The organism is Tistrella mobilis (genome assembly GCF_039634785.1).
Taxonomy (GTDB): domain Bacteria; phylum Pseudomonadota; class Alphaproteobacteria; order Tistrellales; family Tistrellaceae; genus Tistrella; species Tistrella mobilis.
Window position 1 is genome coordinate 13,187 of the sequence record NZ_JBBIAB010000033.1, and the last position, 26,873, is coordinate 40,059.

27 protein-coding genes are annotated in these 26,873 nt (G+C 67.2%); 17 read left to right on the forward strand and 10 right to left on the reverse strand.

The window, feature by feature from the left end:
• Window positions 1–37 precede the first annotated feature (37 nt).
• Window positions 38–784 (forward strand): GntR family transcriptional regulator, encoded by a 747-nt coding sequence (locus WI697_RS25615; RefSeq protein WP_062764421.1) that lies wholly within the window; start codon window positions 38–40, stop codon window positions 782–784.
• Window positions 785–867: 83 nt separating this feature from the next.
• Here the strand turns inward: WI697_RS25615 and WI697_RS25620 are convergent, their stop codons facing one another.
• From WI697_RS25620 to WI697_RS25645, 6 genes are all read right to left on the reverse strand, one after another.
• Window positions 868–2,304, reverse strand: a complete 1,437-nt coding sequence (locus WI697_RS25620; protein ID WP_014753181.1) for an NAD-dependent succinate-semialdehyde dehydrogenase — start codon at window positions 2,302–2,304, stop codon at window positions 868–870.
• A gap of 89 nt (window positions 2,305–2,393) precedes the next feature.
• Entirely contained in the window at window positions 2,394–3,824 is a 1,431-nt protein-coding gene (locus tag WI697_RS25625) for a diguanylate cyclase (RefSeq protein WP_345960445.1), read from the reverse strand.
• Between the two features lie 107 nt (window positions 3,825–3,931).
• Window positions 3,932–4,528 carry an ATP-dependent Clp protease proteolytic subunit gene (locus WI697_RS25630; protein ID WP_062764427.1) on the reverse strand — a complete coding sequence of 199 codons (597 nt, stop codon included), beginning with the start codon at window positions 4,526–4,528 and terminating at the stop codon, window positions 3,932–3,934.
• A gap of 46 nt (window positions 4,529–4,574) precedes the next feature.
• Window positions 4,575–4,907, reverse strand: coding sequence for an SRPBCC family protein (locus tag WI697_RS25635; protein WP_062764429.1), 333 nt, complete (start codon window positions 4,905–4,907; stop codon window positions 4,575–4,577).
• A complete protein-coding gene (locus tag WI697_RS25640; protein ID WP_386000012.1) occupies window positions 4,904–5,218 on the reverse strand; it encodes an ArsR/SmtB family transcription factor in 315 nt (104 codons plus the stop codon). The genes WI697_RS25635 and WI697_RS25640 overlap by 4 nt, the downstream gene beginning before the upstream one ends.
• Window positions 5,219–5,272: 54 nt before the next feature.
• Complete coding sequence (locus tag WI697_RS25645; protein ID WP_345960446.1) at window positions 5,273–6,310, reverse strand: alcohol dehydrogenase catalytic domain-containing protein; 1,038 nt, start codon at window positions 6,308–6,310, stop codon at window positions 5,273–5,275.
• Window positions 6,311–6,602: 292 nt separating this feature from the next.
• Here WI697_RS25645 and WI697_RS25650 point away from each other — a divergent pair, with 292 nt between their 5' ends.
• The 4 genes from WI697_RS25650 to WI697_RS25665 are packed head-to-tail and all read left to right on the forward strand — an operon-like array spanning window position 6,603 to window position 10,855.
• Window positions 6,603–6,899, forward strand: coding sequence for a putative quinol monooxygenase (locus WI697_RS25650; protein ID WP_014753175.1), 297 nt, complete (start codon window positions 6,603–6,605; stop codon window positions 6,897–6,899).
• A 10-nt stretch (window positions 6,900–6,909) separates the two neighbouring features.
• Window positions 6,910–8,415, forward strand: a complete 1,506-nt coding sequence (locus WI697_RS25655) for an aldehyde dehydrogenase (RefSeq protein ID WP_345960447.1) — start codon at window positions 6,910–6,912, stop codon at window positions 8,413–8,415.
• Window positions 8,416–8,474: 59 nt separating this feature from the next.
• Window positions 8,475–9,401: a LysR family transcriptional regulator gene (locus WI697_RS25660; protein ID WP_345960448.1), complete on the forward strand. Its 927-nt coding sequence runs from the start codon at window positions 8,475–8,477 to the stop codon at window positions 9,399–9,401.
• Window positions 9,398–10,855 carry an aminobutyraldehyde dehydrogenase gene (locus WI697_RS25665; RefSeq protein ID WP_345960449.1) on the forward strand — a complete coding sequence of 486 codons (1,458 nt, stop codon included), beginning with the start codon at window positions 9,398–9,400 and terminating at the stop codon, window positions 10,853–10,855. The genes WI697_RS25660 and WI697_RS25665 overlap by 4 nt, the downstream gene beginning before the upstream one ends.
• A gap of 5 nt (window positions 10,856–10,860) precedes the next feature.
• On the opposite strand, the gene WI697_RS25670 is transcribed toward WI697_RS25665, so the two are convergent.
• Window positions 10,861–11,280: a MarR family winged helix-turn-helix transcriptional regulator gene (locus WI697_RS25670; RefSeq protein ID WP_296713740.1), complete on the reverse strand. Its 420-nt coding sequence runs from the start codon at window positions 11,278–11,280 to the stop codon at window positions 10,861–10,863.
• Window positions 11,281–11,499: 219 nt separating this feature from the next.
• On the opposite strand from WI697_RS25670, the gene WI697_RS25675 reads away from it, so the two are divergent.
• The 7 genes from WI697_RS25675 (at window position 11,500) to WI697_RS25705 (ending at window position 19,107) form a co-directional block, all read left to right on the forward strand.
• Window positions 11,500–12,537 (forward strand): substrate-binding domain-containing protein, encoded by a 1,038-nt coding sequence (locus WI697_RS25675; RefSeq protein ID WP_345960450.1) that lies wholly within the window; start codon window positions 11,500–11,502, stop codon window positions 12,535–12,537.
• A 208-nt stretch (window positions 12,538–12,745) separates the two neighbouring features.
• The gene (locus WI697_RS25680; protein WP_062764439.1) at window positions 12,746–13,999 is read left to right on the forward strand and encodes an urea ABC transporter substrate-binding protein; all 1,254 of its coding nucleotides are present in this window, start codon (window positions 12,746–12,748) and stop codon (window positions 13,997–13,999) included.
• A gap of 16 nt (window positions 14,000–14,015) precedes the next feature.
• Window positions 14,016–14,882 (forward strand): ABC transporter permease subunit, encoded by an 867-nt coding sequence (locus WI697_RS25685; RefSeq protein WP_345960451.1) that lies wholly within the window; start codon window positions 14,016–14,018, stop codon window positions 14,880–14,882.
• 3 nt (window positions 14,883–14,885) lie between these two features.
• Window positions 14,886–15,953 (forward strand): ABC transporter permease subunit, encoded by a 1,068-nt coding sequence (locus tag WI697_RS25690; protein ID WP_345960452.1) that lies wholly within the window; start codon window positions 14,886–14,888, stop codon window positions 15,951–15,953.
• 1 nt (window position 15,954) lies between these two features.
• Window positions 15,955–16,698 (forward strand): ATP-binding cassette domain-containing protein, encoded by a 744-nt coding sequence (locus WI697_RS25695; RefSeq protein WP_014753166.1) that lies wholly within the window; start codon window positions 15,955–15,957, stop codon window positions 16,696–16,698.
• Window position 16,699: 1 nt separating this feature from the next.
• On the forward strand, window positions 16,700–17,413 hold the full coding sequence (locus WI697_RS25700; protein ID WP_296713744.1) for an ABC transporter ATP-binding protein: 714 nt from the start codon (window positions 16,700–16,702) through the stop codon (window positions 17,411–17,413).
• 179 nt (window positions 17,414–17,592) lie between these two features.
• Complete coding sequence (locus WI697_RS25705) at window positions 17,593–19,107, forward strand: amidase (RefSeq protein WP_062764449.1); 1,515 nt, start codon at window positions 17,593–17,595, stop codon at window positions 19,105–19,107.
• A gap of 215 nt (window positions 19,108–19,322) precedes the next feature.
• Here the strand turns inward: WI697_RS25705 and WI697_RS25710 are convergent, their stop codons facing one another.
• On the reverse strand, window positions 19,323–20,762 hold the full coding sequence (locus tag WI697_RS25710) for an aldehyde dehydrogenase family protein (RefSeq protein WP_345960453.1): 1,440 nt from the start codon (window positions 20,760–20,762) through the stop codon (window positions 19,323–19,325).
• Between the two features lie 214 nt (window positions 20,763–20,976).
• Between WI697_RS25710 and WI697_RS25715 the strand changes: the two genes are divergently transcribed.
• From WI697_RS25715 to WI697_RS25725, 3 genes are read left to right on the forward strand one after another with little or no spacing between them, the layout of a single operon-like run.
• A complete protein-coding gene (locus WI697_RS25715) occupies window positions 20,977–22,596 on the forward strand; it encodes a phytoene desaturase family protein (protein WP_345960454.1) in 1,620 nt (539 codons plus the stop codon).
• Window positions 22,593–23,219, forward strand: a complete 627-nt coding sequence (locus WI697_RS25720; protein ID WP_062764455.1) for a TetR/AcrR family transcriptional regulator — start codon at window positions 22,593–22,595, stop codon at window positions 23,217–23,219. The genes WI697_RS25715 and WI697_RS25720 overlap by 4 nt, the downstream gene beginning before the upstream one ends.
• Window positions 23,216–23,503, forward strand: a complete 288-nt coding sequence (locus tag WI697_RS25725; protein ID WP_062764457.1) for a DUF1330 domain-containing protein — start codon at window positions 23,216–23,218, stop codon at window positions 23,501–23,503. The genes WI697_RS25720 and WI697_RS25725 overlap by 4 nt, the downstream gene beginning before the upstream one ends.
• A gap of 74 nt (window positions 23,504–23,577) precedes the next feature.
• Here WI697_RS25725 and WI697_RS25730 read toward each other — a convergent pair whose 3' ends face one another.
• A complete protein-coding gene (locus tag WI697_RS25730) occupies window positions 23,578–24,036 on the reverse strand; it encodes a MarR family winged helix-turn-helix transcriptional regulator (RefSeq protein ID WP_345960455.1) in 459 nt (152 codons plus the stop codon).
• A 60-nt stretch (window positions 24,037–24,096) separates the two neighbouring features.
• On the reverse strand, window positions 24,097–25,149 hold the full coding sequence (locus tag WI697_RS25735) for a substrate-binding domain-containing protein (protein ID WP_345960456.1): 1,053 nt from the start codon (window positions 25,147–25,149) through the stop codon (window positions 24,097–24,099).
• Between the two features lie 329 nt (window positions 25,150–25,478).
• On the opposite strand from WI697_RS25735, the gene WI697_RS25740 reads away from it, so the two are divergent.
• Together WI697_RS25740 and nthB are read left to right on the forward strand one after the other, a co-directional pair.
• Window positions 25,479–26,147: an energy-coupling factor ABC transporter permease gene (locus WI697_RS25740; protein ID WP_062764463.1), complete on the forward strand. Its 669-nt coding sequence runs from the start codon at window positions 25,479–25,481 to the stop codon at window positions 26,145–26,147.
• A gap of 37 nt (window positions 26,148–26,184) precedes the next feature.
• Window positions 26,185–26,871 carry a nitrile hydratase subunit beta gene (nthB, locus tag WI697_RS25745; RefSeq protein WP_062764465.1) on the forward strand — a complete coding sequence of 229 codons (687 nt, stop codon included), beginning with the start codon at window positions 26,185–26,187 and terminating at the stop codon, window positions 26,869–26,871.
• Window positions 26,872–26,873 lie beyond the last annotated feature (2 nt).

Here is a 26,873-nt window from a genome sequence, read left to right on the forward strand (position 1 = left end):
GCCTCTGATTTCAATCTCGCCGGGAAACCGACACCGCATGGACAAGCGATCGCCCGTCCGCCCGGATAGCCCCGCCCGACCGGATATTGAAGACAAGACCCAGGCCGAACGCGCCTACCGCCTGATGCGCGAGGACATCGTCACCGGGGCGCTGCCGCCCGATCTGAAGCTCAAGATCGAGATGCTGCGCGACCGCTATCAGATCGGGGCGGGGCCGCTGCGCGAGGCGCTGGCCCGGCTGTCGGGGGAATATCTGGTGCAGATGCAGGGCCAGCGCGGCTTCGTGGTGGCGCCGATGTCGGCGACCGATGCCCGCGAGATCGGCCATCTGCGCAAGATCTTCGAAGCCGATGCCCTGGCCCAGTCCATCCCGGCCGGCGATGTCGCCTGGGAAGAGCGGGTCATCACCACCTATCACCGCCTGGAGCGGCTGGAACTGGCCGACCGCCAGGGCGTCGAGCAGATGTCGGAATGGGAACGGCTGAACCACGATTTCCACGAGGCGCTGGTCTCGGCCTGCGCCTCGACCTGGCTTCTGCGCATGCGGGCGATGATGTTCCGCCATCATGAACGCTATCGCCGCCTGTCGCGCGCCAAGACCGTGATGACCCGCGACATCCATCTGGAACATCGCGCCCTGCTGGATGCCGCACTCGACCGCAATGTCGACCGCGCGGCCGAGGTGATCCGCCGCCATATCGAACACACCACCGGCGCCGTGGTGGCGGCGCTGGCCCGGGATCCGGCCGTGGACGCGCCTGCGCAGGCGACCGGCACCGACTGACATCGACCGCCCGTCGGGCGCAGAAAGGGCCGGGATGTCGCCATCCCGGCCCTTTCGGTGTGTCTGCTGCCGACGGTGCCCCGTCAGAAGGTCGTGTTGTGGGCGGTGAACTTGGTGATCAGATAGGGCTCCATCGCCTCGATGCCGCCTTCCGAGCCGTAGCCGGAATCCTTGATGCCGCCGAAGGGCACCTCGGGCAGGGCCAGCATGCCCTGGTTGATCGAGATCATGCCGCTTTCGATATCGGCCGAAAGTGCGGCCGCGGTCTTCGACGACGAGGTGTAGGCATAGGCCGCCAGGCCATAGGGCAGGCGGTTGGCTTCGGCAATCAGCGCGTCATAGCCGCTGAAGGTCGAAACCGGCACCACCGGGCCGAAGGGCTCTTCATTCATGATCCGGGCCGCGAGCGGCACGCCGGTCATCACCGTCGGCTGGAAGAAATAGCCCTTGTTGCCGATGCGCTCGCCACCGGTGCGGATGGTGGCGCCATTGGCGACGGCGTCGGCGACCAGGGCTTCCATCGCGTCCACGCGGCGCGAATTGGCCAGCGGCCCCATGCGGGTCTCGGGATCGAGGCCGTCACCGACCTTGATCGAGGCCACCGCCTCGGTGAATTCGCCGACGAAGCGGTCGGCGACGCTCTCTTCCACCAGGAAGCGGGTCGGCGAGACGCAGACCTGGCCGGCATTGCGGAACTTCTGTGCCGCCAGCGCCTTGGCCGCCTTCGAGACGTCGACATCGCCGAACACGATCGCCGGCGCATGGCCGCCGAGCTCCATGGTCGCGCGCTTCATGTGCTGGCCGGCCATCGCCGCCAGATGCTTGCCGACCGCGGTGGAGCCGGTGAACGAGATCTTGGCGATCACCGGATGCGGGATCAGATAGGACGAGACCTCGGCCGGAATGCCGTAGACCAGGTTGATCACGCCGGCCGGCACGCCGGCATCGGCATAGGCGCGGATCAGCTCGGCGCAGCTTGCCGGGGTCTCTTCCGGGCCCTTCACGATGATGGTGCAGCCGGTCGCGATCGCGGCCGAGACCTTGCGGACCACCTGGTTGATCGGGAAGTTCCAGGGCGTGAAGGCGGCGACGACGCCCACCGGCTCGCGCGTCACGGTCTGGAGATGACCCACGGCGCGGGACGGGATCACCCGGCCATAGGTGCGGCGACCTTCCTCGGCGAACCAGTCGATGAGGTCGGCGGCGGCCAGCGTCTCGACCTTGGCTTCGGCCAGTGGCTTGCCCTGTTCCATGGTCATGATGCGGGCGATGGTGTCGGCCCGCTCGCGCAGCAGATCGGCCGCCTTGCGCATCACCTTGGACCGGTCATAGGGCGAGACCTTGCGCCAGGTCTTGAACGCCCGGGCGGCAGCCTCGAGTGCGCGGTCCAGATCGCCGGTCGACGCATGGGCGACGCGGCCGATCTCCTCGGCGGTGGCCGGGTTCAGGACGGCCTCGTCCTTGCCCGTCGAGCCCGGAGCCCAGGTGCCGTCGATGAAGAGGCTGGTATTCGGATACATCTCTCGCTCCTCGGGAGGGGACATGTGGCCCCGTGGGGCCGGGCGGGGGTGAGGGTGAAGGTGAAGGGGTGGGGATGAGTGCGGATCGGTCAGCGGCCGCCGGCGACCACCACGCGGTTGCGGCCCGCGCGCTTGGCCTGATACATGGCGCTGTCGGCGGCCTCGACCAGATGGTTGTAATCGGGATGGCCGTCGAACACCGCGACACCGACCGAGGCGCCGAGCCGGATGCGGGTATCGCCCGACAGCACGATTTCGGTTTTGCCGATGGCTTCGCGCAGCCGTTCGGCCAGCGCACGCGCGGCCGCTTCGCCGGCCTCGACCGCGACGACCAGAAACTCTTCGCCGCCATAGCGGAAGACCAGATCGCTGCTGCGGCAGGTGCCGAGGATGGTTTCCGCCGCCTGGCGCAGCGCCGCATCGCCCGCACTGTGGCCGTGGCTGTCGTTGATCGCCTTGAAATGGTCCAGATCGACCATGATCACCGCGAAGGGATGGTCGCGGCGCATCGCCAGCGTGATCTCGCGCTTCAGAATCGCGGGAAGGAAGCGGCGGTTGAGCGTCCGGGTCAGTGCATCGCGGCCGGCCTCGGCGCCGATCAGGGCCTGGAAGGCATCGTTCAGGATGAAGCGGATCTCGTTCACGGCATTCTGGATCGGGCCCAGTGTCGGGCCGAAACCGTTGCCGGCCGCACGTGCCGCATCGGTCTCGGGCAGGATGCCCTCGTCCAGCTGCTGCATCAGCTCGTTCACCCGGTCCAGCACCGGCGTGCCGTCGAACATGATGCCGCCGCGATGATGGAACCAGAGGCCGAAATCGGACCGGCCGATCCGGGGCAGGGGCTCGGTCGAACCGCTGCCGCCGGCCAGCGCCAGCAGCACCGCCTGGTTCCATTCCAGCAGCGAGGCGCGCTGGCTTTCGCGTTCCAGCGACAGGTCCTGGCTCAGGAAGAACAGCCGATAGGCTTCCTCGTCGCGGCTTTGATGGGCCAGGCCCGAAACGAAGACCGTGCCCATCAGCTCGATGGCGATGTCGATCACGGTTTCGACATGCAGCAGCAGCCGGACCAGATCGTCGCGGCTGACCCGGCTGCCGGCGATCCGCCCGGCGATGCCGGCCTTGATCAGCCGCGCGCCGCGGCTGACCAGATGCAGGGGCACCCGGACCCGGGCATGAACCTCGCCCACGCGGGTCTGCACGGTGGCCATGCTGTCGAAATCGGGTGCGGGGCCGGCCGGAAACAGGCTGCGGATCCAGCCGGCCAGCGAGCCGCGCAGCCGGGTCTGGACGATCTCGTTCGACAGCAGCGGCGCCGCCTCGGCATCGGCCATCAGCACGTCGTAGAAATCCCGCGCCAGCTCGTCGGAGGAGGCACTGACCAGCCCGGCCAGCCAGTCCCGCATCTCGGGCGCCAGCGCGGCCTGAAGCCGGTGCCAGTCACGCCGGGCGGCCATGAGTGACGGATTGGGGTCGGCGGCGATGTCGTGACGGGCGGCCGTCTTGCCGGCGGTGGTGGGCATCTGTGGGCGGGGGCCTGACTTTCCTGCGGTTCGGCCCCCGCCGGCCGGCGGAGACGCCCGCGCATGATGCGGCGGGAAACCGGCCGCCGCAAGTGTCGCGCGCGTCCTCAAGGGCGGCGGTCGAGGATCCGGTCGATCAGCCCCCAGTCCAGCGCCTCTTCCGCGGTCATGAACCGGTCGCGGTCGAGCGTGCGTTCAACCTCTTCAGGGGTGCGACGGCAGTGTTCGGCATAGAGCCGGATCATGCGCTGCTTCACCCGCAGCGTTTCCTCGGCATGGATCAGGATGTCCGAGGCCTGGCCCTGGAACCCGCCTGAGGGCTGGTGGACCAGAATGCTGGCATTGGGCAGGGCCGCCCGCTCTCCGGCAGTGCCGGCCATCAGCAGGAACGAGCCCATGGAGCGGGCGGTGCCCATGCACAGCGTGTGCACCGGCGAGCGGATATAGCGCATGGTGTCGTACATCGCGAAGCCGCTGGTGACCACGCCGCCGGGCGAGTTAATGTAAAGATTGATCGGCCGGCCGGGGTCTTCCGCCTCCAGGAACAGCAGCTGGGCGCAGACAACGGCCGCGACATCGTCGTCGACCTGGCCGTTCAGGAAGATGATCCGTTCCTTCAACAGCCGGGAATAGATGTCGAAGGCCCGTTCGCCCCTGGTCGACTGTTCCACGACCATGGGGACGAGCTGCATCGTGCCGCGCATCGGCGACCTCCGCTCTGATTGGATTTTGTGAAAAGCTGTGCCGCGTCTAGGCGGCGCGCATCATCGCGCCGCTGCGGTCATTGGCGGCGGCCATGCGGCGATGGACGACCCGAAGCCGGGTGCCACCGGTGGTGTTGGGTGCGATGGTGAAGGTCACCAGGCTTTCGGTGAAGGGCGGTGCCTGTTCCCGCATGCGATAGCTGAGTTCGCGCCCGGGCGTGACCGAGGCCGGTTCGGCCGCCGCCAGATCCGCGGCCGGCAGCCAGTGCGCCCGAAGTTCCGGAATGCTGATCGCCCGCCAGACCTTCTGCGGCGGGGCGTCGAGATCGTAATCCTGCACGATGCGATCGGCGCCGGGCGTGGAGGCGGGGGTGGTCATTGGTCCATCTCCTTCAGCAGCGCCTTCAGGGCATCGATCCGCGCCGGCCAGTATGCGCGATACTTCGCCAGCCAGTCCGCCACCACGGCCAGACCGTCGGGATCGACCTCGTAATCGACGAACCGGCCCTGGCGTTCTTCCCGCACCAGCCCGGCGGCACGCAGCACGGCCAGATGCTGCGATATCGCCGGCTGGCTGATCGCCATGCCGTCCCTGAGCGCGCTGGCATTCATCCGCCCCGCGGCCAACTTCTCGAAGATGGCGCGGCGGGTAGGATCGGCGAGGGCTTTGAACACATCGGTCTCGGTCATGCCAATAGATAAGCAGATACTTATATGACGTGCAAGCCCTCTCTGCGCGCGCCGTCACCTGCCCATGGTCAGCACCAGCCGGCCGGTCACCTCGCCGCGGCGCAGCCGGGCCAGGGCCTCGTCGATCCGGGCGAAGGGCAGGGGGGTGACCTCTGCCCGAACATGGCCGCGGAGCGCGAAATCCACCGCTTCCTGCAGGTCGCGGCGCGTGCCGACATTGGATCCGCGGATGGAGCGTTCCCAGTTGGAGATCCGGGCGATCGACACCCGGATGGCATCGCGTTCGCCCCCCGGCAGGCCGATGAACACCGTGGTGCCGCCGGGGCGGGTCATGGCGATGGCCTGTTCGAAGGCCGCGGGTGCGGTGGCGGTGACGATTGCGGCATGGGCGCCGCCGCCGGTCGCCGCCTGCACGCCGGCCACGGGGTCACCGGCCGCGGCATCGACCACGGCTTCGGCGCCGAGCGTCAGGGCATGGTCCAGCCGGGCGGGCGAAACGTCGACCGCGACCGGACGCAGCCCCATCGCCCGGGCATACTGGATCGCGACATGGCCGAGCCCCCCCGCGCCCACGATCGCCACATGCTCCCCCGCCCGCGCTTCCGACCGCTTGAGGCCGCGCCAGGTGGTGACGCCGGCGCAGAGGATCGGCGCGATCGCCACCAGATCGGCATCGGCGGGCAGGCGGGCGACGAAGGCGGCCTCGGCCAGCATATACTCGGCATAGCCGCCATCGCGGCTGAAGCCGGTGGCGCCGCCGGCCTCGCAGATCGTCTCCATCCCGGCCAGGCACCAGGCGCAGCGTCCGCAGGCATGGGCCATCCAGGGCACGCCCACCGCGTCGCCGATGGCGATGCCCGACACGCCGGCACCCAGCGCCGCGACATGGCCGGTGACTTCGTGGCCGGGGATCAGCGGCAGTTTCGGCGGCGTGCCCCAGTCGCCATCGACGATGTGCAGGTCGGAGTGGCAGACACCGCAGGCTGCCACGCGGATCAGCACCTCGCCCGGGCCGGGTTCCGGGCGCGCGACCTCCATTATCCGCAAGCCCTCACCCGGCCGTTCGACCACTGCCGCCTGCATGCGCGCCATGTCTGCCATCTCCTGGTTGTCGTCCGTCAGTGCCGGCCGGACAGGGTTCCGGCCGCCTGCCAGCAGAGCGCAGGGGCGTGCGGGCTGTAAAACAGGAAACGCGCCGGGTCCGGTATCGGCAAAGCCGATGGCAGTTGCATCCGTCCGCGGTTGGCCCTGCCGGTGCGTTCGGCTTTTCCGATAGCGCAATCCGGGATTTTGAATTGGTCATGCCGCCCCCGCCGGCCGCAGGCTGATCGGGGGACGGGTCTGGGGAGATCCGTCCGCCTGCGCGGGAGGCATTCGCAGATCCATGATCACCATCACGGCCATCATCACCGTCACGCCCGGCGCCGAAGCGCTTGCCGAGGCCGAGCTGCTCAAGGTTGCGGCGCATGTCCGGGCCAACGAGCCCGAGACGGTCGACTTCTTCATCAGCCGGTCGCGGGACAATCCCTGCCGGTTCACGACCTATGAACGCTTCACCGACGTCGCGGCCATGGATCGTCATAACGGCTCGGAGGCGGTGGCGGTGTTCTTCGCCGCGGTCTCGCCGCATTTCGACGGGCCGGTGATCCTGGAAACCTGCACCGAACTTTCGGCGAAGTGAGGCGGCACCCATGCCCTTTGATCTGAAGACCGCCGGATACTGGACGGCGCTCGCCGGCCGGCTCAAACCCGATACCGGCCTGTTCATCGATGGCGATTTCGTCGAGGCCCGGGGCGGCGGCCGCTTCGCCACCATCAACCCGGCGACCGACGCGGTTCTGGCCGAGGTCGCCCGCGGCGGTGCCGCCGATATCGACCGGGCGGTCGCCTCGGCCCGGCGGGCCTTCCGCACGGCGCCCTGGGCGCGCATCCCGCCCCGTGCCCGCATGGAGGTGCTCTACCGCTTCGCCGATCTGATCGAGGCACATGCCGAGGCATTTGCGGTGCTGGATGCCCAGGATATGGGCAAACCGATTGCCGAGATGCTGACCATCGATGTCCCGGGCAGCCTCGCCTGCTTCCGCTTCATGGCCGAAGCCGCGGACAAGATCACCGGGTCTACCACCGCAACGGGAGAACAGGCTCTCCACTACATCCTCAGGCAGCCGCTTGGGGTGGTGGGCTGCATCGTGCCCTGGAATTATCCGCTGATGATGGCGGCATGGAAGATCGCGCCTGCCCTCGCCGCAGGCAATGCGGTGGTGCTGAAGCCTGCGGAACAGTCACCGCTGAGCGCCCTGCTGCTCGGCCGGCTGTTCGTCGAGGCCGGCGGCCCGCCTGGTATCCTGAACGTGGTGCCGGGCTTCGGCGAAGAGGCCGGTCAGGCGCTGGCCCGCCATATGGATGTCGACAAGATCGCCTTCACCGGCTCGGGCGAGGTCGGCGGGCTGATGATGGAATATGCCGGCCAGTCGAACCTGAAACATGTCTCCACCGAATGCGGCGGCAAGTCGCCCCATGTGATCATGGCCGATGCGCCCGATCTCGAGGCGGCGGTGAACACGGCCGTGGCGGGCATCTACGGCAATCAGGGCGAGGTGTGCAGCGCCGGCTCGCGGATTCTGGTCGAACGGGCGATCCTGCCCGACGTCCTCGACGCCTTCGCCGCCCGCACCCGCGAGACCGTCCGGGTCGGTGATCCGCTCGACCCCGCAACCACGCTGGGGCCGCTGGTCACCCGCAGCCATCAGCGCCGGGTGCTGGACTATATCGACACCGGCCGGGCGGAAGGCGCGCGCCTGGCCTTCGGCGGCGTGGTGCCGCCGGGATGCGAGGGCGGCGCCTATGTCGCCCCCACCCTGTTCGCTGATGTAGACAATGGCATGCGGATTGCATCGGAAGAGATCTTCGGTCCGGTGGGCGCGGTGATCCCGTTCGACGGGCTGGACGAAGCGTTGCGCATCGCCAACGACACGGTCTATGGCCTCGCGGCGGGGCTGTGGACCCGGGATCTCACCAAGGCCCACCGGTTCGCGGCGGGGGTGGAGTGCGGCATGGTCTGGATCAACGGCTATATGAACGGCGACATGACCCAGCCCTGGGGCGGGTGGAAACAGACCGGCAATGGTCGCGACAAATGTTTCGAGGCCGTTGTCGCCCATACCCAGACCAAGAGCGTCTGGGTGACGCTCGGCTGACCTCTGCCACCCCGGGAAGCCACCCCGGGAAACCGGGCCGGAAAGGCCACCATCGCGCCATGGACCTGTCCTTCCGTCACATCCGATATTTCGTCGCCGCCGCGGAAGCGGGCTCGGTGACGGGGGCGGCCGCGCTGGTCGGCGTGTCGCAATCGGCGGTGACCGAGGCCATCAAGTCGATCGAACATCAGCTGGGGGTGCCGCTGCTGCAGCGGCACCCCCGCGGCGTGTCGCTGACCCATGAAGGGCACCAGTTCCTGCGCCATGCCCATGCGATGATCGAGGCGCTGACCGCCGCCGGGCGCACGCTGTCGGCCGCCGGCCGCAAGCTGACCGGCCGGCTGGGGCTGGGCGTCTCGCCCATGGTGGCGGGCTATTTCCTGGCCGATCTGCTGGCGCGTTTCCGGCGCACTTTTCCGGGGGTCGAGGTGGCACCCTCGGAGGATCGCCGGCCGTTCATCGAACAGCTGCTGATCAATGGCGAGCTGGATGTCGCCATCCTGATCGTCTCGGAAATCGAGGAGAAGGCCGCGCTGGCACACGAGGTGCTGGCACGGTCGCAGAACCGGCTCTGGCTGCCGCCCAATCACCGCTTCCTGAAGCGCGACCGGGTGACGCTGTTCGACATCTGCGAGGAACCGTTGATCGTGCTGAGCGCGGATGATTACGGCGATGCGCTGGCGCGGATCTTCCGCAGGGCCGGGCTGAGCCCCCGCGTGCTGTTCGAAACCGGATCGGTGGAGGCGGTGCGCAGCATGGTCGCGACCGGTGCCGGCATCGCCATCGCGCCGGACCTCGCCTACCGGCCCTGGTCGCTGGAAGGCGACCGGCTGGAGGTGCGGGCGATCGCCGATCCGCTGCCGGTGCTGGATGTGGGCGTGGTCTGGCGGCGGGGGCTGGAGCGGATGCCGGCGGTGGAGCATTTCCTGCAATCCTGCCGCCAGGGCCAGCGGCCGGGCCATCGCGCCGGGGAGATGACGGCATGAGACCGGCCGGGCAGATCGAGAACACCGCCCTGCTGATCGCCGGCCGGCTGGTGGCGGGCGAGGGGCCCGAGCGCATGGTGATCGACCCGTCGACCGGTGCCGGGATCGCGACGCTGCGCGATGCCGCCCTGGTCCAGGTCGACGAGGCGGTGGCGGCGGCAGAGCGGGCGGCACCCGGCTGGGCGGCGCTGACCCCCGGCGAGCGGGCGCGCGCCCTGCTGGCGCTGGCCGATGCCATAGATCGCCACACGCCTCTGCTTGCCGGGATCGAGGCGCGCAATTGCGGCAAGCCGCTGGCGGCGTCGCGCGATGGTGAACTGCCGCGGGCGGCGGATGTCTTCCGCTTCTTCGCCGGTGCCGCCCGCACCCGCACCGATATGGCCGCCGATGCCTATCTGCCCGGCCGGACCAGTATTCTGCTGCGCGAGCCGCTGGGGGTGGTTGCGGCGATCATCCCCTGGAATTATCCGTTGATGATCGCAGCCTGGAAGCTGGCCCCGGCGCTGGCGGCGGGCAATACGGTCGTCCTGAAACCGGGGGAGGAGGCGCCGCTCTCGGTGCTGGCGCTGGCGGCGCTGGCGGCCGACCTGCTGCCGCCCGGCGTGCTCAATGTCGTGGCAGGCTCGGGCGAGGTGGTGGGCCAGGCCCTGGTCCGCCATCCGGGCGTGGCGCTGGTCACCGTCACCGGCGATCTGGTCACGGGCCGCAAGGTGCTGGACGGGGCGGCGTTCGGGGTGAAGCGCAGCCTGCTGGAACTGGGCGGCAACGCCCCGGTGATCGTGGCCGAAGACGCCGATGTCGACCGCCTGGTGGCCTGCATCCGCCGTGCCGGCTTTTACAATGCCGGCCAGGACTGCACCGCCGCGGCCCGGCTGTTCGTGGCACCCGGCATCCATGACCGGCTGGTGGCCCGGCTGGCCGAGGCGGTGGCGGCGATCCGCATCGGATCACCCTTCGACCCGGCGACCGAGATGGGGCCGCTGATTTCCGCGCGCCAGCGCGACCGGGTGGCGAGCTATGTGGAACGCGCCCGTGCCGCCGGCACGGCCGAAATCGTCGCCGGCGGCCGGGTGGTGCCGGGCAATGGCTGCTTTTACGAACCGACCCTGATCGTCAACACCAGCCCCCAGGACGAGATCGTCACCCGCGAGGTGTTCGGCCCGGTGATCACCGTCACGCGCTGCGCCGATGTGGACGAGGCGCTGCGCTTCGCCAACCGTTCGGAACACGGCCTGGCGGCGTCGCTCTGGACCCGCGATATCGGCCGCGCCATGCGGCTGGGTCGCGGGCTGGCCTATGGCTGTGTGTGGATCAACGACCACATGGTGTTCCCGGCCGAAATGCCCCATGGCGGCCGACGCCGGTCGGGCTTCGGCTACGACATGTCGATCCATGCGCTCGACCAGTATTCGGTGGCCAAGCATATTCTGCTGAACGAGGGTGGGGCGGAATGATGCGGTCAGGCGCGGGTCAGATCGTCGAGCATGCGGCAGAGCCGGTTGACATCCGCCGTGCCCATCGCCGCCTCGATGCGCTGCTGCTGGCGGGCGATGGCGGGCGCGATGCGCTGCCACAGCTCTTCGCCGCGCGGGGCCATGAAGATCAGCACCCGCCGCCGGTCATCCGGGTCGGGGGCGCGGAAGACCAGGGATTGAGAGACCAGCCGGTCGATCATCTTGGTCATGGTCGGCGGATCGACCAGCACCGCATCGGCCAGTTCCGACATCGGCCGGCCCTGGTCGTCGGCGAGCAGGGCCAGCACGCGCGCCGTCGAGACCGGGATCTTTTCGGGCCGCAACGCCTCTTCCAGGTCGCGCTCCAGATGGCGGGCGACACGGGCGGCGATGTAGGCCACGTTATGTTCGATGGACGTCGGCACGAAGAATCTGCACCCTCTTTCCGGCGCGTGTCGGGTGGGACCACGGGGGAACGCGCGCGATCATTTATCCGACGTCGACATGTCTGTGCAAGTGACTGCGGCGCTTTGCGCGTCGCAGACGAGAGTGACAGGGGATAGGGGAGCGGTCCGGCGACCGAAAAATCCAAGAAAAGTCGCCACCGTTTCAGGGCCTGACTGGCAATCGAGGGAGTTCCGCCGATGAACATCGGACTGCTGATTCAGCTCCAAGGTCCCGCCGGCATCTGGGGACCGTCCTGCGAAACCAGTGCCCGGCTGGCGGTGCACGAGATCAATGCCGCCGGCGGCATCGGCGGGCACGAAATCGCGCTGGAAGTGCTGGATGCCGGCCTGCCGCCGGATCAGGTGGCGGCAAGGGTGTCGAAGGCGGTGGCCGAACGGCGCATCGATGCGGTGGTGGCGATGCATCCCAGCGACCTGCGGGCGCGGATCGCCGCCTCCATCGCCGGCCGCGTGCCCTATGTCTACACCCCGCAATACGAGGGCGGCGAGCGCCATCCCGGGGTCTATACCATCGGCGAGACCAGCCGCGAGCTGCTGCCGCCGGCCATGAGCTGGGTGGCGGAGCATGAACGGGTGCAGCGCTGGTTCATTCTGGGCAACGACTATGTCTGGCCCCGGCGCTCGGCGGCGCTGGTCAAGGCGCTCGCGGCACGAACCGGTGCCCGGCTGGTGGGGGAGCGCTATGTTCCCTGGCTCTATTCCGAACGGTCGGATTTTTCGGAAGAGCTGGCCGCGATCCACGCCAGCGGCGCCGATGGCGTGCTGGTGATGCTGCTGGGCGAGGATGCGATCATGTTCCACCGCGCCTTCGGCGAGGCGGGCATGGCCGGACGGGCGGCGCGGCTGTGCCTGGCCTTCGACGAGAACCTGCTCTATGCGGTGGGCGAGGAAAACACCGAGCGGCTCTACAGCGTCTCGGCCTATTTCGCCAATCTCGACACCCGCGCCAACAACCGCTTCCTGGACCGCTATCTGGCGCTGTTCGGGGCGCGCTCGCCCGTGCCCAACATGCTGGGGCAGTCGTGCTACGAGGGCGTGCACTTCCTGAAAAGCCTGGTCGATGCGGTTCCCCGCGGCTACGGCCCCTTCAAGCGGCGCGACCGCTTCCATCTGGCGCATCTGTCGGCGCGCAGCGAGGACAGCCTTGAAATGCCGAGTCATGTCCATATCGCCACCGTGCAAGGTATTGACTTCAAACATGTCGCATCGTTCTGAGACCACCTTCCGCAGCGCCGGCCGCTAGCCCCCCGGGGGCTCCCCGCCGGCCGGCGCCGCCGGTCCTGGTCTGATCATCCCTCATTTTTGCAGCGCGTCATATAGTTGACTTTTCAATAAGGGCGTTTTCAAATGCCTGTCAGGGAGTCGTCGAGGAACCCGGGGAGCGCGTTCCGAAAGACGGCCATTGGCAGGGAGCAGCCGACACATGTCCAACGACCGGACGACCTTCACCCGCCGGAGCTTTCTCCGCAGCACCGCACTCGCCACCGGCGGCCTGATCGCGGCGCCGATGATCATGCGCCACGCCGCCCTGGGTTCGGACGATCCGATCCTGATCGGCAGCCTGCACGACCAGTCGGGCCCGGTCGGCACCTCAGGCGTGCCGATGGTGCGGGCGCTGGAACTGGGCATCGAAGAAGTGAACGCGGCCGGCGGCGTGCTCGGCCGGCCGCTCAAGCTGGTGCATTACGACACCCAGTCGAACATCCAGCTCTACACCCAGTACGCCCAGCAGATCGCGCTCAAGGACAAGGTCGCGGTGATCCATGGCGGCATCACCTCGGCCTCGCGTGAGGCGATCCGGCCGATCTTCGATCGCTACAAGACGCTCTATTTCTACAACACGCTCTACGAGGGCGGCGTCTGCGACCGCAACATCTTCTGCACCGGCACCACCCCGGCCCAGACGGTGGAAAAGCTGGTGCCCTATTCGCTGGAGCGCTGGGGCAAGAAGGTCTACATCCTGGCCGCCGACTATAATTACGGTCAGATCACCGCCAAGTGGATGGAGAAGTACACCCGCGACAATGGCGGCGAGGTGCTGGCCATCGACTTCTTCCCGCTCGACGTGACCAATTTCGGCTCGACGATCAGCAAGATTCAGCAGGCCAAGCCGGATGTGGTGTTCTCGGCCCTGGTCGGCGGCAACCACACCGCCTTTTATCGCCAGTGGGCGGCAGCCGGGCTGAAAGGCTCGATCCCGATCTCGTCGACCACCTTCGGCCTGGTCAACGAGCTGGCGGCGCTGGAGCCTGCGGAAAGCAACGGCATCGTCTCGGGCTATGGCTATTACGAAGAGCTGAAGACCGATGCCAGCGTGAAATTCGTCTCGGCGCTGAAGGAGAAGTTCCCGGGCATTCCCTATATCTCGGAACTGGCGGCCGGCACCTATGAAGGCTTCCATCTCTGGGTCAAGGCGGCACAGCAGGCGAAGTCGATCGACCGCATGAAGGTGATCGAGGCGCTGGAGACCGGGCTCAGCTTCGACGGCCCCACCGGCAAGGTCACGCTGGACAAGGCGACCCATCATTCGGTGCGCAACGCCTTCCTGGCCGAGGCGAAGGACAAGCTCTGGGACGTGGTGGCGAGCTATCCCGATCAGAAGCCTTCGGACACTGCCGCGGTCTGCGATCTGGTCAAGAATCCGAACGACAACAAGCAGTATGTGATCTCGCTCTGACCCGGGGGACAGGCTCATGGATCTCGCAGCCGTCCTGACCCTGGATGTGCTGAACGGCGTGGCCTCGCTGATCCTGCTCTGCACCGGCCTCGCCGTCATCTTCGGGATGATGAAGATCATCAACCTCGCCCATGGCGAATTCCTGATGCTGGGCGCCTATGCCACCGTGGTGGCGGTGGAGGCCGGCATCAATATCTGGATCGCCATGCTCGTGGTCTCGCCGGTCTTCGTGGGGCTGGTCGGGCTGGTCGTGGAACGCACCTTCATCCGCCTGCTCTATGGCCGGCTGGTGGATTCGATGCTCGCCACCTGGGGCCTGAGCCTGTTCCTCGTCGGCCTGATCACCACCATCTTCGGCAACACGATCAAAAGCGTGCCGTCGCCTTTGGGCGGCTTCACCATCGGCGCCTATCGCAGCAGCCTCTACACCGTCTTTCTGGTGGCGGTGGCGATCATCCTGCTCGGCGGGCTCTGGCTGCTGATGCGCCGCACCCGCTTCGGCCTGATCGCGCGTGCCACCATGCAGAACCCGGACATGGCCGCGGCCATGGGGGTCAGCCCGCCCCGGGTCTATATGGCGACCTTCGGCCTCGGCGCCGCGATCACCGGCCTGGCCGGCGGGCTGCTGGCGCCGGTGGCGGGCGTGCTGCCGACCATGGGCGCCGCCTATATCGCCAAGGCCTTCATCACCGTGGTGGCGGGCGGCACCTCGATCATCGCCGGCAGCGCCACCGCCTCGGGCCTGTTCGGTTTCATCAACCAGACCGCTTCGTATCTGACCACCCCGGTGATCGGCGAAGTCTTCCTGTTCGTCGCCGCCATCATCCTGATCCGCCTGCTGCCCCAGGGCATTTCCGGGCGCTTCTTCAGGGGGAGCCTCTGATCCATGGGCCTCGACATCCGGACCCTGTCCAAAACCGGCCAGACCATCGGCGTGGTCATCGCCGCCCTGCTGATCGTGTTCATGCCGGCGATGGTCGAGCTGTTCGATCTGATGCAGTACACGATCTTCGTGGTGATGGGCGTGCTGGCGCTCAGCCTCGGCTTCATCTGGGGCTTCGGCGGCATCCTCTCCTTCGGCCAGACCGCCTTTTTCGGCCTGGGCGCCTATACCTTCGCGGTGACCGCGATCAATACCGACGGCAGCTGGGCCGCGGTCGGTCTGGCGGTGCTGGTGCCGGCGGTGTTCGCCGCCATCCTCGGCTACTTCATGTTCTACGGCCGGATCAGCGACGTCTATCTGGGTGTCATCACGCTGACGGTGACGCTGATCCTGTTCAACGTGGTCAACAGCACCGCCGGCGACGCCTATACCATCGGCAATGCGGCGCTCGGCGGTTTCAACGGCATTCCGGCGGTTCCCGGGCTGTCGATGCCCGGCGATCCCGACTTCTTCTTCGGGCCGGAAGAGAACTGGTATCTCTCGGCCGGCTGCCTGCTGCTGGTCTATCTGGCGCTGAAGGGGCTGCTGCGCACCCATTTCGGCCGGGTGGTGGTGGCCGTGCGCGAGAACGAGACCCGGGCGGCGCTGCTCGGCTACGACCCGCGGATCTACAAGCTGATGGTCTTCGTGGTCGGCGGTGCGGTGGCGGGGCTGGCCGGCGGGCTGTTCACCAATTGGGGGGCCTTCGTCAGCCCCACCGTGTTCAGCCTGTCGACGGCGGCCCAGATCATCATCTGGGTGACCATCGGCGGTCTCGGCACCCTGGTCGGCCCGGTGCTCGGCTGTTTCATCATGCAGTATCTGGTGATGCAGATCGGCACCCAGCAGACCTTCAATGCCGATCTGGTGATGGGGGCCATCCTGCTCGGCTTCGTGATGGCGATCCCGATGGGGCTGGTGCCGCTTATGCGCCTGGGGCTGGTCGGGCTGATGATGCGGCTGCTGCCTGGCAAGGCCCGTGCATCCGATGCCACCGTCACCGAAACCACGGCTGTCGAGGGGGCGAAGTGACATGACCATCCAGGAAACCACCCCCTCCGACGGCATCCTGCTCCAGACCCGCGACCTCACCATGCGCTTCGGCGGCGTGGTCGCGGTGTCGGAGGTGGATTTCACCCTGCGCGAGCTGGAGCTGCGCTGCCTGATTGGCCCCAACGGCGCCGGCAAGAGCACTTTCTTCAAGATGCTGACCGGCCAGTTGAAGCCCTCGACGGGGGCGATCGCCTTCCGCGGGGCGCCGATCGCGGGCGACGAACCCCATGCGATCGCCCGGCGCGGCATCGGCATCAAGACCCAGGTGCCCAATGTCTTCGACGGGCTTTCGGTGCGCGAACATGTCTGGCTCGCCGCCCGCCGCCAGCATCTGGACCGCAAGGCCCGCGACGTGGCCGACGAGGTGCTGGCGCGGATCCGCATGACCGAACTGGCCGATGCCCAGGTCGGCCGGCTCTCCCATGGTCAGCGGCAATGGGTGGAGATCGGCATGGTGATCGCGGGCGATCCCGAACTGATCCTGCTCGACGAGCCCGCCGCCGGCATGACCCATGACGAGGTGCTGCGCACCGCCGAGATCATCCGCGACATCAACCGGACCAAGGCGTTGATCGTGGTCGAACACGACATGCAGTTCATCCGGATGATCGCCAAGACCGTCACCGTCTTCAATCAGGGCAAGGTGCTGGTCGAGGCGGGGGTCGATCAGGTGCTGGCGGATCAGCGGGTGCGCGACGTCTATCTCGGCAAGAAGGTGCACTGACATGACCGCATTGCTGGAGGTTCAGGGCCTGAAATCCGGCTATGGCCGGATCCCGATCCTGATGGGCGTCGATTTCACCCTGGGCGCCGGGGAATTCCTCGGCATCCTCGGCCATAACGGCATGGGCAAGACCACGCTGATCCGCACGCTGATGGGCTATCTGCCGGCGACCGGTGGGCGGATCGTGCTCGACGGCCGCGACGTCACCGCCGCGAAGCCGGCGGCCAAGGCTGCGGCCGGTATCGGCTATGTGCCGCAGGGCCGCCAGATCTTCCCGGATCTGTCGGTCTACGAAAACCTGCGCATGGGTCAGGCCGGCAAGAGGCGGGAATCCCGCGAGGTCATCGACCGGGTGTTGACCATGTTCCCGCGGCTGACCCGGCTGCTCGACCGGCGCGGCGGCGCGCTTTCGGGCGGCGAACAGCAGCTGCTGGCGCTGGCCCGCTGCCTGTGCACCGAACCGCGCATGATCCTGCTCGACGAACCGACCGAGGGCATCCAGCCCAACATCCTGGACGAGATCGTCGAGACCCTGCACGAGCTGCGCCGCCAGACCGGGATCGCCATGATCCTGGTCGAACAGAATCTCGAATTCCTGACCGCCCTCTCGGACCGGCTGCTGATCATCCAGAAAGGGGTGATCACCGACGAGGTCTCGCCGGAGCTGATGGCGGATCCGGAACGCATCGCCGATTTCGTCGGCATGCACGCCTGACCGACAGGAGACCTCGGACCACCACTCCCCACACCCACGGCCCCCGCCCGATTTTTCCCAAGAGACGACCGGGCCAGAACCCGGGGAGCATGCAGACCGCCGGCGCGAGAACAGGGACTCGGCGCCGGGCCGCTCCCCCTTTGTCTTTCGCTTCACGTTCAAGGACAACGGAGACCAAGATGTCCGTCACCCGCCCGAATACCGACCAGCTGATCGATCTCGCCGCCGATCTCGGCATGACGCTCTCCGCCGACGAGGCGGCCGAGTATCTCACCCTGATGGCCGGCAATTTCGCCGCCTATGACGCGCTCGACGCGATGCCCGACAACATCCCGGTCGTGAAATACCCCCGCACCCCCGGCTATCGCCCGGAAGGTGCTGAGAACAAATACGGCGCCTGGTATGTGAAGTCCGAGGTGAAGGGCGCCGCCACCGGCAAGCTCGCCGGCAAGACCGTGGTGCTGAAGGACAATGTGGCGCTGGCCGGCGTGCCGATGATGAACGGCGCCTCGACGCTGGAAGGCTATATCCCGGCGCTGGATGCGACCATCGTCACCCGCATGCTGGACGAGGGCGCCACCATCGTCGGCAAGGCGACCTGCGAGTATTTCTGCCTGTCGGGCGGCAGCCACACCTCGTCGCCGGCCCCGGTGCACAACCCCTATAAGATGGGTCATATCGCGGGTGGCTCGTCGTCGGGCAGTGCGGCGCTGGTCGCCTGCGGCGAGGTCGACATGGCGATCGGCGGCGATCAGGGCGGCTCGATCCGCATGCCGTCGGCCCTGTGCGGCCTCTATGGCATGAAGCCGACCCATGGTCTGGTGCCCTATACCGGCGTGATGCCGATCGAGGCGACCATCGACCACACCGGCCCGATGACCTCGTCGGTGGCGGACAACGCCCTGATGCTGGAGGTGATCGCCGGTGCGGACGGGCTGGATCCGCGCCAGTATGCGCCGGTGACCGCGCCCTATACCGAGGCGCTGGGCAAGGGCGTCCAGGGCATGAAGATCGCCATCCTGAAGGAGGGTTTCGAGGTCGCGAACGGCGATCCGGCGGTCTACGAGAAGGTGCGCGCCGCGGCGAAGAAGCTGGAAGAGGCGGGCGCGGTGCTCACCGAAATCTCGATCCCCGAGCACCACACCGCCGCGGTGATCTGGGGGCCGATCGCGCTGGAAGGTCTGCAGTGGCAGATGATGGCCGGCAACGGCATGGGCATGAACTGGAAGGGGCTCTACAATGTCGGCCTGCTGGATGCCCATGCCGGCTGGCGCCAGCGTGCCGACGAGCTGTCGCCCTCGCTGAAGATCTCGATGTTCATCGGCGAGTACTTCATCCAGAAGTATAATGGCCGCTTCTACGCCAAGGCCCAGAACATCGCCCGCAAGGTGAAGGCCGCCTATGACGCCGCCTTCGCCGAGTACGACCTGCTGCTGATGCCGACCTGCCCGATCGTGGCGCCGGCCATCCCGGCCGCCGATGCCTCGCTGACCGAGATCATCACCACCGCCTTCTCGGTGCTGGGCAACACCCAGCAGTTCGACGTGACCGGCCATCCGGCGATGACGGTGCCCTGCGGCCTGATCGACGGCCTGCCGGTCGGCATGATGCTGGTCGGCAAGGACTATGCCGAAAGCACCATCTACGCCGCCGCGGCCGCTTTCGAGGCGGCGGGCGACTGGAAGACCTTCTGATCCTGACCATGCCTGCGCATCTGCACCAGAACCCGGAACGGGTTGATCTGAACGGGCAGGGTGGGCTGAACAGGTGGGGCAGGGGCCGGTCCTTCGGGACCGGCCCCTGCCTTTTGGGGGTGCGGACGGGTGGGGGCCCGATCGTCACCCGCAGGGCCATGTCGCCGCTCAGGCGCGGGAACGCGGCCCTGCCTTTTCAAAAGATCACCGGCCCTTCAGGACCTGCCGCGCGGTGCCGCCAGCGGCGGCAGGTGGATGGCCTGCGGCACGGTATATTCCAGCAGCCCTTCCATGCCGTTCTCGACGCCGAAACCGCTCTGCTTATGGCCGGCAAAGGGCGTGTCGGGGCGGATGTTGAGAGCGTGGTTGATCCAGACGGTGCCGGTCTCCAGCCGTTCGGCGATGGCAATCGCCGCCCCCTCGTCCGCCGACCAGACCGCGCCGGCCAGGCCATAGGGGCTGTCATTGGCGCGCATGATCACCTCATCGACATCCGAGAAGCGCATCATCGGCAGCACCGGGCCGAAAGCCTCTTCCTGCACCACGCGCGATGTCTCGGGCGGGTTGTCGACGATGGTCACCGGGATGAAATACCCCGATGCGGGCACGTCTGCGCCCTGAAGCAGGGTCAGCCCGTTCCGCCGGGCGTCGTCCAGCAGTTCCATCACCCGGTCGAACTGGCGCCGGTTCTGGATCGGCCCCAGAACCGTGCCCTGTTCGGTGCCGTCACCCATCCTGACCGATCGGGCGATCGCAACCAGCCGGTCGCGCAGCGCGTCGTAGATGTCTTCATGGACATAGAGCCGCTTGGTCGCGACACAGATCTGGGCGGTGTTGAAGAAGGCGCCGAAAAAGATCTTCTGGGCGACCGCATCGACATCGACATCGGGCATCACGATCGCCGCATCATTGCCGCCCAGTTCCAGGGTCACGCGCTTCAGATCGGCGGCGGCGCTGGCCAGCACCGCCTTGCCGGTGGCGGTGGATCCCGTGAACGAGATCTTGGCGAAACCCGGATGCGCAGTCATCCAGGGGCCCAGCCGGTCGCCGCCGCTGATCACGTTCAGCACGCCCGCCGGCAGAACGTCGCGCAGCAACTCGCCGATCCTGAGCGTGCAGAGCGGGGTGAAGGGCGACGGCTTCAGCACCATGGTGTTGCCGGCCACCAGCGCGGGACCCAGCTTCCACATCGCCAGGCTGACCGGAAAGTTCCAGGGGGCGATCGCGCAGATCACGCCCAGCGGCACGTGGCGGGTATAGATCCGCTGGCCGTCCGGCCTTTCGGTCAGATGCTCGGGCGGGTTCATGCCGGCCACCACATCCAGCCAGTCGGCGGCACCGGTGATTTCCTGCCGGGCGGCCTTCAGCGGCCGGCCCTGTTCGGCCGTGAACAGCCGCGCCAGTTCGTCGGCATGATCGCGCAGCACCCCGGCCACGCGCCGCACGGCCGCCTGCCGGTCGCCCAGGGGTGTGCGGCGCCAGCCTTCCCAGGCGCGCCGGGCCGTCTCCACCGCGTCGTCCAGCTGTTCAGGGCTGCAGTCAGGCGCGGTTGCAAACACCTCGCCGGTCGCTGGGTTGATCACCTCGATCACCTGGGGCGAGGTCACGCCGCGACCGTTGATGGTCATGGTCGGGTTCGGCTGATGGTCCGACATCTCTGGGCCGTCCTTCCTGTCCGGTCTGTGTGGGGCTCTGGTCTCCTCGATGACGTCTGTAGTATACGAACGTATACAAGGCAAGACGCGATGCTTAGCGACCGCATTTTGCGGAATTTGATCGAATGTCGGGCAATTTGCGGGCCAAGAATCTGTCTTGATCGATGATGACCATATGATAGTGTACATACGTACACAAAAATCGGGAGGACGCATGTATACGCAAGGGCGGCCCTACAGGCGCAGGGACGGCATTCCCCATGGCTTCGATGCCATCGTCATCGGCTCGGGCATGGGCGGGCTCGGGGTCGCCTCTGTCCTGGCGCAGCAGGGGATGCGCATGCTGGTGCTGGAGCAGAACGCCGTGATCGGCGGCCTGACCCAGAGCTATGACCGGGCCGGGTATCGCTGGACGGTGGGCATGCACTATATCGGCGACGTCGCATCGCCACGGACGCTGACCTGGAAGATGTTCGACTACGCGGCCCGGGGCGGGATCCGCTGGGCGCATCTGCCCCCGATCTACAACCGGATGAACATTGCCGGGCGCGAATACCGGATTCCGGCGGGTGTCGAGGCCTATCGCGCGGCGCTCCACGGCTGGTTCCCGCAGGAAACGGCGGCGATCGACCGCTATCTGGAGCTTCTGGCCGCGGCCTCGAAATCCTCGGGCCCCTTCTTCGCGCTCAAGGCCTTTCCGGCCGACCGGCCGATGCCGGCGCTGGAGGCGATGACCGCACCCTTCCGCGATTTCGCCCGCCGCACCACCCGCGAGGTGATCGCCGATCTGACCGCCGATCCGGAACTGACCGCGGTGCTCACGGCCAATTGGGGCGATTACGGGATAGAGCCGGCGCGGAGTTCCTTCGCCATGCATGCCATGCTGGCCAAGCACTATATGAACGGCGCCAGCTATCCCCATGGCGGCGGCCGGGCCTTTGCGGATGCGATCGTGCCGGTGATCGAGGCGGCGGGCGGGCTGGTCCTGCATGGTGCCGAGGTGGCGCGGATCCTGGTCGAGGACGGCCGGGCGACCGGTGTGGTGATGGCATCGGGCGAAGAGGTGCGCGCCGGGGTCGTGATCAGCGGCGCCGGCCTGCGCAACACCTTCGGCCGGCTGATGGCGCCCGAGGCGCGTGCGGCGGCCGGGCTGGACCGGATGCGCGAGAGCGTGACCTATACCAATACCGTGGTCGGGCTGCATATCGGGCTGGAGGGGGATGCGGCGACGCTGGGCCTGGAGCCTGCGAATATCTGGGCGCATCCGGGGACCGATTTCGACGCCAACCTGGCGGCGCACCGTGCCGATTTCGACGCGCCGTTTCCGTTTCACTTCATCACTTTCGCCTCGGCGAAGGATCCGACCTGGAACGAGACTTTCCCGAACCGGTCGACGATCGAGATGCACGCCCTGACCGACTACCGGCATTTCGCCCGCTGGCAGGGTACGCGGTGGATGAAGCGCGGCGCCGATTACGAGGCGATGAAGGCCAGGGTGCAGGAACGCCTGCTGGCCGATCTCTATCGTCTGGTGCCGGCGACCCGCGGTGCCGTGCGCTATGTCGAGGTCTCGACCCCGCTGACCTACGAAACCTTCGTGCGGCAGCAATATGGTGACTTCCTCGGCGTGGAAAGTTCGCCGCAGCGCTACGAACAGGACTGGCTGCGGGCGCAGACCCCCGTACCGGGCCTGTATCTGACTGGACAGGACGTGACCAGCGACGGCATCATCGGCGCGTTGTTCGGTGGTGTGCTCTGTGCCTCTGCCGTCACTGGCAGGGACATGGTCGATGAGATCAAGAAGGCGCCGGTTTTCGCTCAGGACGTCTCATGACTGAGGGCGGGGCTCCGTCGGACACGCGCAGCCGGATCCTCGCCATTGCCGTCGATGCCCTGCTCGACCTGGGGGCGGCGTCGCTGTCGCTGCGGGAGATCGCCAAACGGGCCGGCCTTTCGCCCATGGCGATCTACCGCCACTTCGCCGACAAGGAAGCCCTGATGCGTGCCCTGATCGAAGAGGGCTTCCGGATCTATGAAGGCTATCTCGCGATCGAACGGCACGAGGCGGACCCGGTGCGCCATCTGGAGGCGCTGGCGGCCCGTGTCTTCGACTTCGCGATCGAGAAAAGTGCCTGTTTCGAGCTGATGTTCCTGTCCTCCGGCACGCTGAGCGGGCTGAAGGACCGGCGCCCGATCGAGGGGATCCATCTGCCCACCTACGACATGGCCCGCGACGCCGTCCGGGAATGCGTCGAGGCCGGCCGGCTTCAGGCCGGCAATCTGCGGCATATGACGACCGACCTGCTGGCCTACTGCATCGGGTTCGGCGCGTTCTACATGTCGGGTGCGATCACCTCTGATCCGGTGGTCGCGCGCCGGCAGTTCGCAGACGGGTTCAGGCGGATGGTCACCTTGATGTCAAGACCAGACCAGACCCATGGAGGAGATGCCCCGTGACCGCCTATGTCGTGATGATCCGCGAGAAGATGCGCGACGAAGACGCCTTCAAGGACTATGCCGCCGGCGCCCGTGCCGCGCGCGGCGACCACCCCATCACCCCGCTTGCCTTCTATGGCCCCCATCAGGTGCTGGAAGGTGCGGCGGCGGAAGGCGTGGTGATCCTGTCCTTCCCCGACATGGATGCCGCCCGCGCCTGGTATGACAGCCCGGCCTATGCCGAGGCCCGCGCCCACCGTTATCGTGCAGCCGACTATCGCGTGCTGCTGGTCGACGGCGTCTGACCGGCGACGACCCGGGGGCCGGAGGGGAGACCCGCCGGCTCCTTCCGTCTGCACGCCGGATCATGTCGTGGGGCTCAGGTCTGGGGCGCGCTGCGCTTGCAGAAGTGCTCCAGCAGTTCGGCGAAATTCCTGGGGGTCTGGTCGTCCATCAGATCGTCGAAGGTGCGCCGAAGCTCTTCCTCCTGCCGGTCGAGCATCGGGCGCAGCGTCTTCAGAAGGGCGGCGCCTTTCTGGGTCAGCAGCACGCGGACCCGGCGGCGATCGGCCGGATCGGCGGCCCGATAGACCAGGCTGTCCGAGATCATCCGATCAATCACCTTGGTCAGGGTCGAGGCATCGATCAAAATCGTTCGGGCGATTTCCGACATGCTGAGCCCGTCGGCCGCCTCGTCGGAGGCCAGCGTCTGAAGGACCCGGAGCTGGTCGACCGGCAGCTTCAGCGGCCGCAGATTCTCTTCCAGCTCGCGTTCGAGCTGGCGGTTCAGATTGGCGACCAGAAAGCCGATGGTCGTGTGGAGAGACTCGCCGGACATCACTGTTTCCTTGTCGTTTCCCGGGCGGGGCCGGAAGACGGTGTATTCATATCAGACTCCTCAGAACCGGGCGACGACATCGAAGGACAACCCGTCTGCCGCTGCGATATAGATCGGCAGGCGCTGCGAGAGCGTGCCGGTGGCGGTGTCGAACCGGGCGGATCGATATTCCACCCCATGCGGCGGCAGGCTGAGCAGGCGGCGCGGGTCGGCGGACCGGCACCGGCCGATGAGGCCGAGCGCGAAGCTGACGCCTTCATAGCAGGATTGCCCATAGGCGTTGGGGATCGGCGCCAGGCTTCCGAAGGACGACCAGTAGCGTTCCATGAACGCGGTATTGGGCGCGGTCCGGGCCGCGGCGAAATAGCAGGCCCCGGCGAACAGCCCTTCCATGGCTGCGGGTGAGAGGCTGGTGAGGATGGTTTCGTCGGTGGCGATGGCGCATCTCGGGATCCTGCCGGCAAGACCGGCCTCGCCATAGATCCGGTAGAAGGGGATGCCCTGATCCCCGACCAGAAAGCAGAGAACGACGTCGGGATCCGCCTTGCGGATGTCTTCGACGGCGCGCCGGTCCCAGTCTTCCGGCGCATCCAGCGGCCGGGACAGCATGCCGACCACGGTGCCGCCCGCCGCCGCGATCATCCGCCCGGTCATCGGCATGGTCCGCTGCGGCCAGCGATAATCGCTGCCGATCATCAGAAACCGGCGGGCCTGAAAGCGCTGTTCGATCCAGGCGAGCATGGGCGGGATCAGGCGGTCATCGGTGGCGCTGAGCGCGATGGTCGGCTCGGGCGCGTCCATTTCATAGTTCGGCGTATAGATGAAGGGCACACGCCCGGCGATCGCGAACGAGATCCGCCGCCGGGCATTGGATGCCACCATGGCGACGATCACCGAGACATTGTCGATCTCAACCAGATCCCGGGCGATGCGCGCCGCCACGGCCGGATCCCAGCCGGCATCCCGCACCACCAGGTTGACCTCCCGGCCATGGACGCCTCCGGCGGCGTTTGTCTCGGCGGCGCTCAGGATGGCGCCGTTCAGACAGGACGGCGCCCAGATACCGGTCGGGCCGCTTTGCGAGATCAGCAATCCGATATTCACTTTGGACATGGTCACCGGCCCCCGCTGATTTGTTTTCAGCATAGAAACCACCTGAATCATCTTCAAGGCTCCCGGTCAGTGATTGGTCTGTCGGCTCGCCTGTACGGGGTGCTGCGGGCGGGGCGGGATTCCTCTGCGGCGCACCCGACATGTTCAGGGGTGATCCACCGACATACAGATATATTTCCTTTGCAATAGTGTCATCTGACAATTATGAATAAGACAGCATCCGGCGCGGCAGCCGGGGCCATGATCCCGGGAAGGCGCGCGGGGGAAGAGCGCGTTCTGAGTGGATGACATGCGCGCGGGTGCTCTCCATAAAAAACAGGAGGCGGACGATGCACATCGAACCGGGCATCGTGGATGGCGCAAAGGCCATCCTGGGATATGCGACGGCGGCCGGGGCAGGGCTGGCGACGCTCAAATTCGGTTATGACGAGGCCCGTCGCCGGGGCGGCGCGTCACTCGCCGCCCGCAGCGGCATCGCGGCGGCCGTCGTGCTTGGCCTTTTCCAGCTGCTGCCGCATCCGGCGGTCGGCGTATCGGAGGTTCATCTGATCCTCGGCTCCACGCTGTTTCTGATGTTCGGCCTCGCCCCTGCGGCCATCGGCCTGGCATCGGGGCTGCTGGTGCAGGGGCTGCTCTTCGCGCCCTTCGATCTGCCGCAATACGGCATGAACGTCACGACGCTTCTGGTGCCGCTCTTTGCGCTGTCCTGGGCCGCGCGGCGTCTGATCGCCCCGGGCACGCCCTATGTCGACCTCTCCTATCGTCAGGTGCTGGCGCTTTCGGCCACCTACCAGGCCGGCATCGTCTCGTGGGTGGCGTTCTGGGTGTTTTACGGCCAGGGCGTCGAGCTTTCGGTTCTGCAGTCGGTCTCGGCGTTCGGGGCGGCCTATCTGGCGGTCATTCTGGCCGAACCTCTGATCGATTTGGGCGTTCTGGCGCTCGCGAAGTCGCTCCGCAACGGCATGCTGCTGGAGCGTCGTCTCCACGCACCGGCCTGATGGTCCCGGGGCCGGTCCTGCAGCAGGGAGATAAGCCATGAACGGTATTCACGACCTCGGCGGCATCGACGGGATGGGGCCGGTCGGCCCCACCGCCTGGGAGCCGCCCTATCATGCCGAATGGGAAAAGGCGGCCTGGGCGCTGTTCCCCTTCGCGGCCCGGGCCGGGATGTTCGGCCTGGACGAATTCCGCAAGCATCTGGAGGGGATGCACCCGCTCCATTACCTCACCGCCTTCTATTACGAGCATTGGGTGGATGCGGTCGAACGGATCGGCTGCGAAAAGGGTCATTGGACCCGCGAGGAGCTGGACAAGCGGACGGCCTATTATCTTCAGTATCCGGATGCGCCATTGCCGCCGAATGACGACCCGGCCCTCGTCGACTTCGCCGATTGGGCCGTGAAGAACGGCTTCCCGGCCGCCCGGCCGATCGAGGCGGCGCCGAAATTCCGGATCGGAGACAAAGTCGTCGTCGATGCCTCGGTGCCCCGCCATCACCATCGCCGGCCCCGCTATGCCATGGGGCGTGTCGGCGAGATCGTGATGCATCACGGCGCCCATGTCTTTCCCGACACCACCGCCGCCGGCGGCGGAGAGACCGCCGAACATCTCTACACCGTCCGTTTCGCCCAGTCAGAACTCTACGGGGCGGAACATGCCGATCCCAACGCATGTCAGCATGTCGACATGTGGGAGCCCTACATCACCCTGGCGCGGTCCTGAAG

Coding starts and splice junctions, on each gene's coding strand:
- WI697_RS25620 (WP_014753181.1), bottom strand. CDS start 2,304: ATGTATCCGAATACCAGCCTCTTCATCGACGGCACCTGGGCTCCGGGC.
- WI697_RS25635 (WP_062764429.1), bottom strand. CDS start 4,907: ATGACCACCCCCGCCTCCACGCCCGGCGCCGATCGCATCGTGCAGGAT.
- WI697_RS25740 (WP_062764463.1), top strand. CDS start 25,479: ATGCACATCGAACCGGGCATCGTGGATGGCGCAAAGGCCATCCTGGGA.
- WI697_RS25735 (WP_345960456.1), bottom strand. CDS start 25,149: ATGTCCAAAGTGAATATCGGATTGCTGATCTCGCAAAGCGGCCCGACC.
- WI697_RS25665 (WP_345960449.1), top strand. CDS start 9,398: ATGAGACCGGCCGGGCAGATCGAGAACACCGCCCTGCTGATCGCCGGC.
- WI697_RS25685 (WP_345960451.1), top strand. CDS start 14,016: ATGGATCTCGCAGCCGTCCTGACCCTGGATGTGCTGAACGGCGTGGCC.
- WI697_RS25675 (WP_345960450.1), top strand. CDS start 11,500: ATGAACATCGGACTGCTGATTCAGCTCCAAGGTCCCGCCGGCATCTGG.
- WI697_RS25630 (WP_062764427.1), bottom strand. CDS start 4,528: ATGCGCGGCACGATGCAGCTCGTCCCCATGGTCGTGGAACAGTCGACC.
- WI697_RS25645 (WP_345960446.1), bottom strand. CDS start 6,310: ATGGCGCGCATGCAGGCGGCAGTGGTCGAACGGCCGGGTGAGGGCTTG.
- WI697_RS25680 (WP_062764439.1), top strand. CDS start 12,746: ATGTCCAACGACCGGACGACCTTCACCCGCCGGAGCTTTCTCCGCAGC.
- WI697_RS25730 (WP_345960455.1), bottom strand. CDS start 24,036: ATGTCCGGCGAGTCTCTCCACACGACCATCGGCTTTCTGGTCGCCAAT.
- WI697_RS25700 (WP_296713744.1), top strand. CDS start 16,700: ATGACCGCATTGCTGGAGGTTCAGGGCCTGAAATCCGGCTATGGCCGG.
- WI697_RS25695 (WP_014753166.1), top strand. CDS start 15,955: ATGACCATCCAGGAAACCACCCCCTCCGACGGCATCCTGCTCCAGACC.
- WI697_RS25640 (WP_386000012.1), bottom strand. CDS start 5,218: ATGACCGAGACCGATGTGTTCAAAGCCCTCGCCGATCCTACCCGCCGC.
- WI697_RS25660 (WP_345960448.1), top strand. CDS start 8,475: ATGGACCTGTCCTTCCGTCACATCCGATATTTCGTCGCCGCCGCGGAA.
- WI697_RS25715 (WP_345960454.1), top strand. CDS start 20,977: ATGTATACGCAAGGGCGGCCCTACAGGCGCAGGGACGGCATTCCCCAT.
- WI697_RS25615 (WP_062764421.1), top strand. CDS start 38: ATGGACAAGCGATCGCCCGTCCGCCCGGATAGCCCCGCCCGACCGGAT.
- nthB (WP_062764465.1), top strand. CDS start 26,185: ATGAACGGTATTCACGACCTCGGCGGCATCGACGGGATGGGGCCGGTC.
- WI697_RS25720 (WP_062764455.1), top strand. CDS start 22,593: ATGACTGAGGGCGGGGCTCCGTCGGACACGCGCAGCCGGATCCTCGCC.
- WI697_RS25710 (WP_345960453.1), bottom strand. CDS start 20,762: ATGTCGGACCATCAGCCGAACCCGACCATGACCATCAACGGTCGCGGC.
- WI697_RS25655 (WP_345960447.1), top strand. CDS start 6,910: ATGCCCTTTGATCTGAAGACCGCCGGATACTGGACGGCGCTCGCCGGC.
- WI697_RS25690 (WP_345960452.1), top strand. CDS start 14,886: ATGGGCCTCGACATCCGGACCCTGTCCAAAACCGGCCAGACCATCGGC.
- WI697_RS25650 (WP_014753175.1), top strand. CDS start 6,603: ATGATCACCATCACGGCCATCATCACCGTCACGCCCGGCGCCGAAGCG.
- WI697_RS25625 (WP_345960445.1), bottom strand. CDS start 3,824: ATGCCCACCACCGCCGGCAAGACGGCCGCCCGTCACGACATCGCCGCC.
- WI697_RS25705 (WP_062764449.1), top strand. CDS start 17,593: ATGTCCGTCACCCGCCCGAATACCGACCAGCTGATCGATCTCGCCGCC.